Source organism: Martinezella sp. CNPSo 3957 (assembly GCF_057784395.1).
The window spans coordinates 188,268-201,721 of the sequence record NZ_JBXSOU010000010.1 but is presented as its reverse complement, the minus strand read 5'-3'; the positions used below and the strand labels follow the sequence as shown (position 1 = coordinate 201,721).

Sequence of the window (13,454 nt, the reverse complement as noted above, 5' to 3'; positions counted from 1 at the left end):
GGAATTTCAAACGATCAAGGAAATTCGCGATGACCCACAATCGTCCCCGACGCCTGAAGACATTGACCGGAGCAAGCAGCGTCATTTCCGCCGGAAACGACGCAAGCCCCGTCACCGGCATCAAGCGCGCCGTCGAGCTCGCCCGCAAGGCCGAAGCAGAAAAGATCACCGGACTGTTCACGGCCGACCTGCTCCATATCGATCCGGCGGGACTTGCCGGAACCGCCGGCATCCAGGAGCCGATCATCGCGCTTGCCGCCTTGAGCCAGGTGACCTCCCACATCGGCCTGATCGCTACTGTCTCGACAACTTTCCACTATCCCTACAATCTGGCCCGCCAGATCGGCACGCTGGATCATGCAAGCGGCGGCCGCGCCGGCTGGAATGCCGTGACCTCCTCGGTCGGCGAAGAGAATTTCGGCGAGACATTGCCAAGTCCGGAAGAGCGCTACGAGCGAGCCGCGGAATTCATCGAAATCGTCAACGCGCTTTATGATGCCAATGAACGCAATGCCGCCGAACGCAAGGCGTCCGGTGCAATCGGTATCGATCCGGCAAAATTCCATCCGATCAACTATCGAGGCAAACACTTCAAGGTCGACGGCCCCCTCAACGTGCCGCCTTTGCCGCAGGGCCGCCCCGTACAGTTTCAGGCGGGCCAGTCAGAAGCCGGCGTCACCGTCGGCGCACGATATGCAGAGGTGGTCTATACCTCTCAGCCCAAGCTTGAGGATGCCGTCGCTTTTGCCACGGAGCTGCGGCGTCGCGCGGCAAGCTTCGGGCGCGCAGCCGGCCTCCCCTTCATCATGAACTCCTTCCACTCGGTGATCGGCGATTCAGATGCTGATGTCGCAAGGCGCCTGAAGGAAAAGCACGAGCGGATCGACTACGAGCAGGGGCGCCTGAAACTGGCGGACATGCTCGGCGGCGATCTCGATCTATCCGAACTGCCGCTCGACAAGCCCCTGCCCGAATCGCTGCTGCCCGAGGTTACCAGCATCAACCGGCGGCGCGGACGCGTGGAAATCTTCCGCCGTTATGCGCGTGAGGGACTGACCTTGCGGCAGCTCATCATTCAGGCGCAGGAAACCGGCCACTGGTCGGTCGCCGGCACGCCGGAGCAGCTTGCCGACGCGATCGAGGAGCGCTATCGAGCCGGGATTCTTGACGTTCTCTCCCTGCATGGCTTTGGCAATCCGGACCAAGAGGATCTGCTGGTGAACGGGCTGCTGCCCGAATTGCGGCGTCGTTCAATCATCGATACCGATTATGTCGGCGACGATTTCCGCGCGAATCTGGAGCTACCGCCCTACATAAGCGCAAACGGTAGCTTGAGCCCGGCCAAGCGCGCCTGACGCAAGGCGCGCCAATAGGCCTCACAATCCATCCGCGGCGCTTGCTGCCGGCATCGCGGATGGAGCTTGGCAGCAAGCACGTCTTTTCTTTTTATCGAGAGATACGTTCAGACCGTTGACGAAGCTGCGAAGGCGCGCTCCAGGTCGGCGATCAGATCTTCGACGTCCTCCAGCCCGATCTGAAGACGGATGACCGGTCCTCCCGTGGGTGTCGATGCGATGCGACGATCACTCAGATCGACGTGCAACGCAAGGCTCTGATATCCACCCCAGGAATAGCCGAGGCCGAACAAGGAGAGCCCATCGAGAAATCTCTGGGCCTTCAGTTTGAAATCTTCCGTTTGGTCGGCCGCGAGCACGAAGGAAAACACGCCGCCGGCTCCCTTGAAGTCCCGCCGCCAAAGCGCGTGCCCGGGGAAACTTTCCAGAGCCGGGTTAAGGACGCCGACGACGTCGCTCCGTCCCTCCAGCCATTTCGCGACAGCGAGGCTATTCGCTTGATGGCGCTCCAACCGAATTCCCATGGTGCGCAGTCCACGGAGAACCTGATAGGCATCATCAGGCGTGCCGCAAAAGCCAAGCGCTCCATTGGCGCGTTTCAACGCCCGCCAATGCCTGGCATTTGCCGAAATCGTGCCCATCAACACATCGGCATGACCGGCGGGATATTTGGTCGATGCCTGGATCGATACGTCGACGCCTGCGTCGAGGGGCCGGAAGAAAAGCGGCGTTGCCCAGGTATTGTCCATGGTGACGACAGCATCGTGCCGATGCGCGACCTCGACGATGGCGGGAATATCCTGCATCTCGAAGGTGTTCGACCCGGGCGCCTCGGTATGAACCAGCTTCGTATTGGCCTTGAACAACGTCTCGATGTCATGGCCGATCATGGGGTCGTAATACTGAACATCGACGCCGAACCGCGAAAGCATGGTGTCGCAAAACTGCCGGACATTGCCATAGACGGAATCAACAATCAGCGCGTGGTCTCCGGGAGACAGATAGGCCAACAGCGCGGTCGTAACGGCGGCGAGCCCGGACGGGACGAGGACCGTACCGGCCGCCCCTTCAAGTTCATTGATCGCATCGCAGAGCGCGTCGGTCGTCGGCGTGCCTCGCGTGGCATAGGTGTATTTCTGCCCGTTACGATCCATCGTCTGCGCATCTGGAAACAGAACCGTCGATGCATGGACTTTCGGCGGATTGACGAAGCCATAATAGTCGAAGGGATCGTAGCCTGCGCGCACCAGTGCGGTATTCGGGCCTAGCGGATCAGCTGGGCCATTGTTCTTAGTCATTGTGGCCGCTCCGTTGAAGTCGATAAATAGCGTTCACCGGTATCGGGCAGAATGGCTACGATGAGCTTGCCGGCATTCTCGGGTCGCCGGGCCAACTGCGTATTGCCGATCAGTTCCGTGAAGCTCTGATAGATTTTCGTCACGCGATACTCCCCCGGATGATTGGCTGGAAATGCCATAGGCAAAGGGTCAGTCGATGCCGAAATAATATCTATAAATTTACTAGACTAAAGAAATAGCTTTCCGCCACTGCGGCGTGAATCGGCAAAATGAATTTTCGCTTTGCTGAGCACTCCGCATTGAGGCGGAAAGCGACTTCAAGGGGAATGTCGTCATCTGCTATAGCAGATGAATCTCTGCCATTGCGAAGATATCGATCGAAGCAGCGGAGATGCCTCTATTCTATTAGAGGAAAGAATATTAAAATAATTTTTTGCATTGAACAGGAAAATTAGTTGGCATAACTCAACTTTCATTGAAGGCCAGAACGCGGCCGATTTCGGGAGATGACGATGATGAACCCTGCAATGAACATGATGCCGATGATGAACCCCATGATGAGCGGCATGCCGATGATGGGTGGAATGCCCATGATGAACCCGATGATGGGTTCGATGATGGGCGGCATGCCGATGATGAATCCCATGATGATGCCTATGATGCAGATGATGATGGGCAAAATGACCTGCAAGATGACGCCCAAGGGCATGGTCTGCGAAATGATGCCGATGGAAGGCATGGACAAGGACATGTTCATGGAATGCTGCAAGCGCATGATGTCCATGATGTCGTCTGGCATGCCGATGATGATGATGTGCGGCAACATGATGATGTGCTGCATGATGGAAGCTGCCTGATCGACACGATTTCGGCCGTAAAAGGATCGACGGGTCGCTCTCTGGGCGGCCCGATTTCGGCTAAAAGCGGATCGCGCGTTCAGCCGCTGATTTCGTCGACGTAGGTCGTCACCAAAAAGAGAACCGCTTCACTTCCGGTCATATTGCGATAGCTATGAGCGACATCGGCCTCGAATAGGATCGCATCGCCCTCGCCGAGGATCTGCGGCGCATGCCGGCCGGCTACAATCTCGACGGTGCCCCGCGAGACGACCAGATTTTCCACGGTTCCCGGACGATGCGCATCGGCCTTCTCCGTGTGATGCGCGGCTATCCTCAATTCGTAAAATTCGACTTTCCGTTCGCTTTCGTAAGGGAATAAGGCTCGCGTCTGAAAGCGACCTTCCGAGGCGGAAAGGACTTTCGCATTGGCATGGGTGAGAACCCGAAGAGCCGTGTCGTGAGGCTCGCCAATCAACGAACCACAAGAGACATCGAGCGCGGCGGCAATTTTCCAGAGAATAGCAATGGTCGGGCTGCTCTTGCCCGTCTCGATCTGCCCAAGCATTGCCCGGCTGACGCCGGAAATCTTCGCCAATCGATCAAGCGAATATCCTCTGCGTGTCCTTAGGCGCCGAAGATTTTGTCCCGTCAAGGCAGATATTTCGTCGATCGACTCCGCTCTTGAAGCCCCAGAGAGCGTTCCGATCGCCTCAGCCACCATAGGTCTGATTGCCGATGGGCATCACAGGAATGAAACCGAGATAAGGAACCCACATGACGAAAGGCTGCGCCGGCCAAGCCGCACGCGCCGGCAACACCGCAAGGGACGATTTTTCCCGCGCATCACGATAGGCCTGGAAATCGATGACATTAGCAGCCTGGGACATCCGAACTCCTCGAACTCAACACCATGAATTTACTTTCAGAGCCGGCTGTTGTGGAGAGAGACCTATCCAATCTGGAAAAGAGCGGCGAAATGTTTTTCGCCGGATAAGCGTTTACGACGAAAGGCTTGCCCAAGAACCAGCTCATTGCAGGGCGTCGGGCGGCGCGATTGTCCCTAGCCATCGCCAAATCTCGGCACGGATGCAATGAGTTCGCGCGTATAGGCATGCTGGGGGCGTTCGAATACGTCTTCGACCGATCCCGCCTCGACGATAGCCCCTTGTTTCATGACGATGATCCGATGGCTGATATGCTGGATCACTCCCAAATCATGCGAAATGAAGATCATCGAGAGACCGAGCCTTGCCTGCAGATCGACCAGCAGATCCAGAACTTGCGCCTGTGTCGTGACGTCGAGCGCCGAAACCGGCTCGTCACAAATCAAGAGCTTCGGTGTCGCGGCAAGAGCCTGTGCGATTGACACACGCTGGCGCTGGCCGCCGGAAAGTGCGGTCGGCCTTCGGGCAAGGAGATCGGGCGGAAGTCCGACGAGATCCAATAACCTGACGATCTCTTGGCGGCGCGCCGATCTGCTCAGTCTTTTGTGCAGCAGCAAGGGTTGCTCGATGATGCGCTCGACCGTGAAACGCGGATTGAAGGAACTGAGCGGGTCCTGGCTGATCGTCTGTATTCCGGCTCTCAGGGGCCGGCGCATGCGTTCGGAGAGTACGCTCCACGGCCGCCCTTCAAACAACACCTCTCCCGTATCCGGCTGCTGCAGCGCCAGCGCAATCTTGCCGAGCGTGGTCTTGCCCGAGCCGGATTCGCCGACCACACCCAGCGTTTCACCGGCATCGACATGAAGCGACACCTCGCTGACAGCCCGCAGAAGACTGCCGTCCGCGTGCCTGAAGCTCATCGACACATTACTGATGTCGATGAGCCGCTCACCCGAACGAATGGCCTCCCTCTGCGGCAAGGGCTTATCCGGGGCGCTGAGACGACGGCCGCGATTGGCAGCCGTCGGTACGGCAGCCAGGAGCTGTCGGGTATAGGCATGCTGCGGATCTGACAGGACGCTGCGCGCCGGGCCGGTTTCCACCAATTGCCCCTTCTGCATCACGGCGACCCGGTCGGCGAGCTGGGCAGCAACGGAAAGATCATGCGTGATCAGGAGGATGCCGTGACCGGCAGCCGCCAGTTCCTTGAAGATGGCGAGCACTCTTTTCTGAATGCTGACGTCAAGCGCTGTCGTCGGCTCGTCAGCAACGAGCAGCCGCGGTTGGCCTGCGAGGGCTGAGGCGATCAACGCTCTTTGCCGCAACCCGCCTGACAATTGATGCGCATATTGCCCCATCCGCGATCGCGGCTCTGGGACACCGACACGTTCCAGCAACTCCACAACGTGCTGCGATACGAGGGAGCGCGGCGCCAGGCGATGCGTAAGGATGGGCTCGGCGATTTCGCGACCGACGGTCCTCAAGGGATCGAGCGATACGAGCGCATCCTGAAGGATGAAACCGATTTCCCGCCCTCGCACATGTCGCCAGGCTTTCTCCGACAGATCGAGGAGGTTCAGCGGACGGCCATCATGGGCGCTCAACGCCATCGTCTCCGCTTCCACGGTTGCACGTGGACCGGCGAGACCGACAATCGCTCGCGCGGTTACGGATTTTCCGGATCCAGATTCGCCAACCAATGCGAGGATCTCGCCGGGCGCGATTTGTAGCGACACGTCACGAACCGCATCCACGCGGCCCTGCGGCGTCCAGAAGACGACATTCAGCCCTTTGACCGCAAACAGCGGCGGCGGCTCGGAACCCGCGGACAGAAAGTTGCGTGGACCGGCTTGCACGTTCATCGCAGATCTCCCGTAGCGAGAATGGTCTGCAACCCTCGGCCCAGCAGGGTGATCGAAATGACGGAAAGCGCGACTACCGTTGCCGGCAACAGGCTGGTCCAGGGCGCGATATCGAGAAAGTTGCGGCCATTGGCGAGGAGCGCACCCCATTCAGCCGCCGGAGGCACGACACCCAGGCCAAGGAAGCTCAAGGCCGACGCAGACAGTACCGAACTCCCCACGCCGACCGTCGCGAGGATGAGAAGCGGCCGGATAGCGTTGGGCACGATATGCCGGCTGATGATCGTCCACGGATGCTCGCCAAGTGCCACGGCATGTTCGACATAGCCCGACAGCCTGATGCGAAGCACCTGCGAGCGGATCAACCGCGCATAGCCGGCGATGCTGGCAAGCCCGACTGCCAACAGCGTGTTACCAGGCCCGCGGCCGAGCACGGCGATCACCAGCAGCGCAAGCAGCATTTCTGGAAAGGCCAGCAGGATATCGATGATACGCAAGAGAAGCCGGCCGATCGGCCTTGGAGCGAGTGCAGCCGCCGTCCCCAACACGATCCCGCCGAGGCTGGCAATCAGGGTCGCGCCGATGCCGATGGTCAGAGATTGCGAGGTTCCGTAGACGACGCGCGAAAACAGATCCCGGCCCAGTTCGTCCGTTCCAAACCAATGTTGTCCGTCAGGCGGCAACAGGATCGAATTCGGATCGACTGCCTCGGGATCGAGCGCGGAGAGCCATTGTGGCGCCCATACCGCTACGCAAAGAACGACCACAAAGGCGAAGGGAACAAGCAGTCCAAACGACAGCCAGACCGGACGGCGGCGCGTGACGCGGCGCTGCTGCCTGCTTTCAGCCAGCACGACATCGCTCAAAGGCCTGTCCTCCTTAGACGTGGGTCGATCAAAAGGTAGAAAGCATCGACCAGCAGATTGACGATGACGAAGGCAAGGGCAGACAGCATCACCAGACCGAGGATCAGCGGCATGTCGCGGGTCTTGATCGCCTGAAGCGTGATCTGCCCGATTCCCGAACGGCCGAACACCGACTCGGTCAGGATCGAGCCCCCGAGAGTACTGGCGAGCAATGTGCCGGTAAGGGTCGAGGCCGCCAGCGCGGCGTGCCGCAAACCATGTCTGACACGCAAGACCGTCTCGCCGACGCCGCGTGTCCGGACCGTCAGAGAGAATGGCTGGGAGAGTGCCTCCTCCAGGCCATCGCGCAATACCTGGCTCAACAGCGCGGCGAGCGGCAGGCTCAAGGCAATGGCGGGCAGCACAAGCGCCGATGGTCCATCGTTGCCCGTTACCGGAAACCATTCCAGCCTGAAGCTGAAGACCGTCAGCAGGACGATGCCGATCCAATAAACGGGCGTGCTCAGAAGGATCAATTCTATTCCCGAGGACAGCAATGTCAGGCTTTTGCGACGGCCGGCTGTCGCCAGGGCCACGCCGATCGCCAGAAAAAGAGCGAGAGCGACAGCACTGCCGGCGAGCTGCAATGTCGGCCCGGCCGCCTCATAGATCACCTCGGAAACAGGCTGACGGTATTGATAGCTTTGCCCGAAATCGCCGATCAGAGCCTTGCCGATATAGTGCGCGTATTGCAGCGCGAGCGGCTGATCGAGGCCATATTGATGCACCAATACGGCCCGTTCCGCCTCATCGACGACATTCTCCCCGCCCGCCAATATTGCGACTGGATCGCCGGGAATGAGCTTTACGGCGATAAAGGCGATCGTTGCCGCGCCCCAAAGCACGGCAACAACCACCCAGATCCGCCGCACAGCGGCTTGGAAGAGCTTAGTGATCCAACCAGGCATCGTAGAAATTCGGTTTTGCGTTGGTGGCCCAGGAAATGCCATTCAGGCTCTTCGAGGCGCCGAGCTGATAGGCGGCCACGAAAAGCGGTACGGCATAGGCCTGCTCGATCACTTCCTTCTGCACCTCGGCATAAAGCTTCTTACGCTCGGCATCGGAAGCGCCGACCGCTTTCGTCAGCTTTTCATCGAGGCTTTTGATGCGAGACACATTCTGACCGGCTGGAGGAATATAGGCCGAATGGAATACCGTGCGCAGAATATCGGGCTCCGCACGCACATAGTAGAACGAGGTCAGATCGTAATCATTGGCATTCGTGCGCGCGGTCAACCCGCCGGAATCGACCGGATCGAGCTGAAGATCGAAGCCCGCCTGCCGCACCTGATATTGAACGGCCTGCGCCAGGGTCACTTCCGTCGCGGCAAGTGAGGTGCTGTCATAGACATAATGCAGCGTCAGCCGACCGCCGTCCTTCTTGCGGACACCATCGGCATCCTTCTGCGACCAACCCGCCTCATCAAGCAGCCGGTTAGCCTTTGCCAGATCGAAGCCCCATGAGCGGGAGATGTCGTGGTCATAATAGAGGGTCGAGGGGCCGAGGATATTGTCGGCTGGCTTGAGGGTTCCGAAGAAGGCAGCCTTGACCGCTGCAGGCCCATTGACGGCGCTCTGGAAAGCCTGCCGCACCTTCAAGTCTTGAAACGGGCCTTTCGAGGTATTCAGGAAATAGGCGCTGTTGACGCCTGGATTTTCCCGCGTCACCACCTGCAGCTTGCCGTTACCCTGAACGGAGCGATAATTTGCCGGCGGGACAGCGTCGATCGCCTGCAACTGACCGCTTGCCAGCGCACCGAGGCGCACGGAAGCCTCCGGCAGATATTTGAAGACAATCTGATCGAAATGGGCCGGCCCTTTATGCGCGGCGTAGCCAGGACCCCAATTGTAATCCGCGCGGCGGCTGAGCTTGCTGCCGCTGCCTTTGGTAAAATTATCGAGCACGTAAGGGCCTGATCCGATGACCGTATTCGTCGTGCTCTGCGCCTTCTGAAGATAGGTCGGAGACTGGATCCCGAGATAGGGAAGGCTCAACCCCTGCAGCAAGGGCGCGAAGGACTGGCGGTAACGGATCACGACAGTGCGGCTATCCGGCGCCTCGATCTTGTCGATCGGTCCGAGCAGCGACTTGGCGTAGCTCGATGTCGTCTTTGGATCGAGAATGCGATCGAAATTGTATTTGACCGCGGCTGCGTCGAGCGGAGTGCCGTCGCTGAACGTCACGCCCTGACGCAGATGGAAGGTATAGACAGTATTATCGCCGCTGATGTCCCAGCTTTCTGCAAGCCACGGCGTGAATTTATTGTCTTCAGCCTGCCCGACAAGCGAATCGACGATATTGCGGGTGATCAATGCCGTGACAGAATTGCCCGTGATCGACGGGTCGATGATAGAGGCATCCGTTGCCAGCCCGACGTTGAGAACACCACCATCGATCGGCTTTGTCGTTTCGGATGCGGCATTCGCTGCGGTCCCGATCATCGCCAAAAGAGAAAATGCAAGGGCGATGCCGCTTTTGCCTCGCTTCGCACCATTCACGCTGAAATATCTCTCACTCATATCCCGTCCTTAATATTGGTCGCCGCCGCTCCGATCATCCGCTTCTGAAGGAGAATGGAGGTCGCGCGGTCTGAACGGGATCATAATTGTCTATAAAAATGATAGACTAAAGGTATCGTGGTGCGTTTATGAACAAGGAGGCAGAAATCCGTTTCATGAATGCAGGCATGCTGCTGCAGCGCGATGCGGTTGGCTGACACGGTAACAACTGCCTGCCCATAACCATCGACAGCGCAACCTACGTGGTCTGCTTGGGTCGCCAGCGCAGCAGATAAGCCTCCAGCCCATAGGCAAGGCGATTGAGGGTGAAGCCGACCAGGCCTAATATCAGGACGCCGACCATGACCATGGCCATGTCGAACCGTTCACGGCCGGCAATCACCAGACCGCCGATCCCCGGGCCGACGGCCAGGAAATACTCAGCCCCCACGGTCGCGAGCCAGGCATAAATCAAGCCCAGATGGACGCCGGTCGCGATAGAGGGCATTGCCGAGGGAATATAGATCCGCAATGCTTTCTGGCGCGCATTGAACTTCAACGCGCGCCCGACCTCAAGCAGTTCGGCCGGGGCCTCGCGCATGCCGTCATACGTGTTGAGAACAATGGGAATGAAAGCGGCAAGTGCGACGAAGACGATCTTCGCTTGCTCGCCAAAGCCAAACCAGACCGAGATCAGCGGTATCCACGCCAGCAGCGAGATCTGCTTCAGGCCGTTGAAAGTCGGCATGATCAGCCGGTCGGCAATACGCGAAAGCGCCAGCAGGCTGGCGAAGCCGACGCCCAGCACACATCCGATAAGAAAGCCGGCAATGTTGCGCATGAGGCTAAAGCCGAGCTCGCCGATAAGATCATTGTCGATCAACTCGCGCTTGGCCGTGGCGACTACGTCCTCCAATGGCGGCAGAAAGCGCGCATCCACCAAACCGGCCCGGCTTGAGACTTCCCCGGCGACAAGGAGAAGGATCGGCAGCGTAATGCCACGCCGGAAACGTACGAAACGGCTTGCTCTTGCCATCGTCAAAGCTCCTGCCGCTTCCAGCGCTGAACCAGCAGTTCGGTTCGGTTCAGTCCCTTGTCCATGACGAAGCCGACCAGGCCGATGACGATCATTGTCACGATGACGGTATCGAGCCAGAACATCTGTCGCCCCCAGACCAGCAGATAGCCAAGCCCTTCGGAAGAGGCCAGCAGCTCCACGCCGACAAGCGATGTCCAGGAATGGGTGAGGCCATAACGGATGCCGGTGAATATCGAGGGAACGGCTGCCGGCAGCACGATCAGACGCAAGGTTTGCCAGCGGCTGAAGCGCAGCGCTCTGCCGACCTCGAGATATTTCGGCGAAACACCGCGAATTCCGGCGAGCGTATTCATCGTCATCGGCACGATGGCCCCCTTGGCGATGATGATGATCTTCAAGGTCTCCTCGATGCCGACGAGCAGCATCAAGAGCGGAATCCATCCGAGCGTCGGAATTTGCGCAAAGGCGAGGAAGAGCGGCTTTACATAGTCCTCGACCGTTTCGGAAAGTCCCATGGCAATACCGAGCAACAGGCCAAGCCCGGCGCCTATGGCAAAGCCGATGACGACGCGTCCGAGACTGACCCCGGTGTGATAGAGAAGCTCGCCGCTCAGGATCATGTCCCGGCCGGTCTGGTAGACATAGGCTGGCGGCGGCAGGATCTGCTCAGGTAGCCAGCCTCTGGCGGAGGCTACCCACCAGAGACCAAACAGGCCAAGCGGAAAGATCAGGCCGGTCAAGAGAACGGCAAGACGCTGAAACCTTGCCGGCGATATGGACAAGCCGGTCCGACCGGTAGTCTCGACAACAGCACTCACGCCAGCCTCCTTGTCTTAATCGCGTCTCCGATCAGGAAGCGACCGGCTTTCCGTCGGCTCCGTAGGGTTGCCAGAATTTCGTCAGGCCGAGCCGTTGCAGTGCATTGTTGAGATATTTCGGCTCAAACCAGCCATTGAGATCGACGTCGCGGCGGATCAGGCCATATTCCTTGCTCTTAACCGCCTGCTCCTTGTACTGGGAAGTGAGCAGGTCATCGATCAGCGGTGAGTTCCGATAGGCCAGCGTATCGTTGCGAAAAAACTCCTCAAGGATCGGAACGGGCGTGCCGGACTTGTGCCAGAGTTCAAAGAGTGCTGCTCGATTCTGTTCCTCCGACGACCATTGCGCCGCCTTGACGAAGGCATCGACGACACGCTGCGTGATCTCCGGATGAGCCTCGATGAAAGCTTCGCGGCCGATGATGCCCGCATTGCGGCCGAAGCGTGGATCGTCACCCTTGGTCGTGTAGATGACATCGGCACTGTCTTTGGCTGCCAGATTGATGAGCTGGGTGTCGCCGAAGGCTGCGTCGATATCCTTGCTGGTCAGGGCCGCAACAGTGCCGGCCGTATCCAGATTGACGACCTGAATATCCCGTTCTGTCAGCCCGTGCGCTTGCAGCACCTTGATGGCCGCAAGATGCCCGTTGGTTCCGCGCTGCAACGCGATCTTGCGTCCCTTCAGATCCTCGATCGTCTTGATGCCGGAGCCCTTGGCCGCGGCGAGATAGAGCGGCTTGCGCGCGCCGCTCGCCAGCAGAAACTTCGTCTTCAGGCCGGTTGCCCGCCCGATCAGCGCGGGAAGATCGCCCTGATAGGCAAAGTCGAGCTGGTCGTTGGCAAAGCCTTCATTGACCGCCGGGCCGGCGCCCTTGAAGAAGGTCCATTCGATCTTGACGTTCGGATCGTTGGCGAATTCCTTTTCCAGAAATTCGCCGGCGCGCGCCGTCGCAGCCGACGTTCCCTCGGCATAGGGTTTGTTGTCGACGCCGATCGCGGCATAGCCGACATGAATGACGAGAGGATCCTGCGCCCAGGCCGAGGCGGATAACAAGGTCAGGACGACCGCCGCACCGGCGGCCAAGCGGGAAATAATGGACAGTTTCATCTGTTGCTCCGTGATTATTCTGCGGCGACGACGGCGGGCCGGGTTTCAACCGCCGGACTTGTGATGCTCGATGACGGGCGAGGCGTTGACGTCGTAGCGTTGAGGTTCTCAAGAACCCGATTGCGGATTTCGACCAGCCGGGGAGACGTGCGATCGCGAGGACGCGGCAAGTCCACCGGCACGACGTCGCGGATGCGGCCTGGCCGAGGCGACATAACGACAACGCGGTCACCGAGATAGACGGCTTCCTCGACATCATGCGTCACCAGAACCATGGTGATGCGTTCCTTGGCCCAGATCGTCTGTAGCTCGTCCTGCAGCCTTGCCTTGGTGATGGCATCGAGCGCACCGAAGGGCTCATCGAGAAACAGGACATTCGGACGGTTGACCAGACCGCGAGCGATACCGGCGCGCTGTGCCATCCCGCCGGAAAGCTGGTGCGGATAGGCTTTGGCGAAGCCGGAAAGCCCGACAAGTTCGAGGTGGGATTCGACGAGCTTCTTTTTCTCCGTCTTCGGCAGCTCAGAATTCTCCAGCCCGAGCGCAATATTGCGTGCAACCGTCAGCCAGGGGAAAAGCCGCGGCTCCTGGAAAACGATGCCGCGCTCGAGGCTCGGTTCCTTGACCGGCCGTCCGGCATGGCCGACAAAACCGGCCGTCGGGAGATCAAGGCCGGCTCCCAAACGCAGCAAAGTCGACTTCCCGCAACCGCTCGCCCCAACGATGGTGACGAACTCGCCCTCGGCAATATCGAGGCTGACATCGTCGAGAGCGGTCAATATCTCGCCATTCACCTTGAACTGGCGGGTGACATGGCTGATCTGAACATGCAGGGAATTGCCCATGG

General features: G+C 59.2%; 13 protein-coding genes and 1 pseudogene. 2 read left to right on the top strand and 12 right to left on the bottom strand.

Going from position 1 to position 13,454, the window contains the following annotated elements:
* The first annotated feature begins 29 nt into the window (after positions 1–29).
* Positions 30–1,355, top strand: coding sequence for an NtaA/DmoA family FMN-dependent monooxygenase (locus AC13QE_RS22805; RefSeq protein WP_488485370.1), 1,326 nt, complete (start codon positions 30–32; stop codon positions 1,353–1,355).
* Positions 1,356–1,462: 107 nt separating this feature from the next.
* On the opposite strand, the gene AC13QE_RS22800 is transcribed toward AC13QE_RS22805, so the two are convergent.
* Together AC13QE_RS22800 and AC13QE_RS22795 are read right to left on the bottom strand one after the other, a co-directional pair.
* On the bottom strand, positions 1,463–2,653 hold the full coding sequence (locus AC13QE_RS22800; RefSeq protein ID WP_488485369.1) for a cystathionine beta-lyase: 1,191 nt from the start codon (positions 2,651–2,653) through the stop codon (positions 1,463–1,465).
* Positions 2,650–2,751, bottom strand: a pseudogene (locus AC13QE_RS22795) (pyridoxal-phosphate dependent enzyme); the annotation flags it as partial. The gene AC13QE_RS22800 and the pseudogene AC13QE_RS22795, both read right to left, overlap by 4 nt.
* Before the next feature lie 414 nt (positions 2,752–3,165).
* On the opposite strand from AC13QE_RS22795, the gene AC13QE_RS22790 reads away from it, so the two are divergent.
* Positions 3,166–3,510 (top strand): hypothetical protein, encoded by a 345-nt coding sequence (locus AC13QE_RS22790; protein WP_488485368.1) that lies wholly within the window; start codon positions 3,166–3,168, stop codon positions 3,508–3,510.
* A 79-nt stretch (positions 3,511–3,589) separates the two neighbouring features.
* Here the strand turns inward: AC13QE_RS22790 and AC13QE_RS22785 are convergent, their stop codons facing one another.
* The 10 genes from AC13QE_RS22785 to AC13QE_RS22740 all read right to left on the bottom strand — a co-directional run bounded on the left by AC13QE_RS22785 (position 3,590) and on the right by AC13QE_RS22740 (position 13,452).
* Positions 3,590–4,213, bottom strand: a complete 624-nt coding sequence (locus AC13QE_RS22785) for a helix-turn-helix domain-containing protein (RefSeq protein ID WP_488485367.1) — start codon at positions 4,211–4,213, stop codon at positions 3,590–3,592.
* Positions 4,203–4,379 (bottom strand): hypothetical protein, encoded by a 177-nt coding sequence (locus AC13QE_RS22780; RefSeq protein WP_488485366.1) that lies wholly within the window; start codon positions 4,377–4,379, stop codon positions 4,203–4,205. Before AC13QE_RS22780 ends, AC13QE_RS22785 begins: the two co-directional genes overlap by 11 nt.
* A gap of 173 nt (positions 4,380–4,552) precedes the next feature.
* Positions 4,553–6,238: a dipeptide ABC transporter ATP-binding protein gene (locus tag AC13QE_RS22775; protein WP_488485365.1), complete on the bottom strand. Its 1,686-nt coding sequence runs from the start codon at positions 6,236–6,238 to the stop codon at positions 4,553–4,555.
* Entirely contained in the window at positions 6,235–7,104 is an 870-nt protein-coding gene (locus AC13QE_RS22770) for an ABC transporter permease (RefSeq protein ID WP_488485364.1), read from the bottom strand. The genes AC13QE_RS22775 and AC13QE_RS22770 overlap by 4 nt, the downstream gene beginning before the upstream one ends.
* Positions 7,101–8,051: an ABC transporter permease gene (locus AC13QE_RS22765; protein WP_488485363.1), complete on the bottom strand. Its 951-nt coding sequence runs from the start codon at positions 8,049–8,051 to the stop codon at positions 7,101–7,103. The genes AC13QE_RS22770 and AC13QE_RS22765 overlap by 4 nt, the downstream gene beginning before the upstream one ends.
* The gene (locus tag AC13QE_RS22760; RefSeq protein WP_488485362.1) at positions 8,032–9,663 is read right to left on the bottom strand and encodes an ABC transporter substrate-binding protein; all 1,632 of its coding nucleotides are present in this window, start codon (positions 9,661–9,663) and stop codon (positions 8,032–8,034) included. Before AC13QE_RS22760 ends, AC13QE_RS22765 begins: the two co-directional genes overlap by 20 nt.
* A gap of 238 nt (positions 9,664–9,901) precedes the next feature.
* The gene (locus AC13QE_RS22755) at positions 9,902–10,678 is read right to left on the bottom strand and encodes an ABC transporter permease (protein ID WP_488485361.1); all 777 of its coding nucleotides are present in this window, start codon (positions 10,676–10,678) and stop codon (positions 9,902–9,904) included.
* A gap of 2 nt (positions 10,679–10,680) precedes the next feature.
* Positions 10,681–11,394, bottom strand: a complete 714-nt coding sequence (locus AC13QE_RS22750) for an ABC transporter permease (RefSeq protein ID WP_488485393.1) — start codon at positions 11,392–11,394, stop codon at positions 10,681–10,683.
* 136 nt (positions 11,395–11,530) lie between these two features.
* Positions 11,531–12,607, bottom strand: coding sequence for an ABC transporter substrate-binding protein (locus AC13QE_RS22745; RefSeq protein WP_488485360.1), 1,077 nt, complete (start codon positions 12,605–12,607; stop codon positions 11,531–11,533).
* 14 nt (positions 12,608–12,621) lie between these two features.
* Positions 12,622–13,452, bottom strand: a complete 831-nt coding sequence (locus AC13QE_RS22740) for an ABC transporter ATP-binding protein (RefSeq protein WP_488485359.1) — start codon at positions 13,450–13,452, stop codon at positions 12,622–12,624.
* Positions 13,453–13,454 lie beyond the last annotated feature (2 nt).

Coding starts and splice junctions, on each gene's coding strand:
- AC13QE_RS22805 (WP_488485370.1), top strand. CDS start 30: ATGACCCACAATCGTCCCCGACGCCTGAAGACATTGACCGGAGCAAGC.
- AC13QE_RS22800 (WP_488485369.1), bottom strand. CDS start 2,653: ATGACTAAGAACAATGGCCCAGCTGATCCGCTAGGCCCGAATACCGCA.
- AC13QE_RS22790 (WP_488485368.1), top strand. CDS start 3,166: ATGATGAACCCTGCAATGAACATGATGCCGATGATGAACCCCATGATG.
- AC13QE_RS22785 (WP_488485367.1), bottom strand. CDS start 4,213: ATGGTGGCTGAGGCGATCGGAACGCTCTCTGGGGCTTCAAGAGCGGAG.
- AC13QE_RS22780 (WP_488485366.1), bottom strand. CDS start 4,379: ATGTCCCAGGCTGCTAATGTCATCGATTTCCAGGCCTATCGTGATGCG.
- AC13QE_RS22775 (WP_488485365.1), bottom strand. CDS start 6,238: ATGAACGTGCAAGCCGGTCCACGCAACTTTCTGTCCGCGGGTTCCGAG.
- AC13QE_RS22765 (WP_488485363.1), bottom strand. CDS start 8,051: ATGCCTGGTTGGATCACTAAGCTCTTCCAAGCCGCTGTGCGGCGGATC.
- AC13QE_RS22760 (WP_488485362.1), bottom strand. CDS start 9,663: ATGAGTGAGAGATATTTCAGCGTGAATGGTGCGAAGCGAGGCAAAAGC.
- AC13QE_RS22755 (WP_488485361.1), bottom strand. CDS start 10,678: ATGGCAAGAGCAAGCCGTTTCGTACGTTTCCGGCGTGGCATTACGCTG.
- AC13QE_RS22745 (WP_488485360.1), bottom strand. CDS start 12,607: ATGAAACTGTCCATTATTTCCCGCTTGGCCGCCGGTGCGGCGGTCGTC.
- AC13QE_RS22740 (WP_488485359.1), bottom strand. CDS start 13,452: ATGGGCAATTCCCTGCATGTTCAGATCAGCCATGTCACCCGCCAGTTC.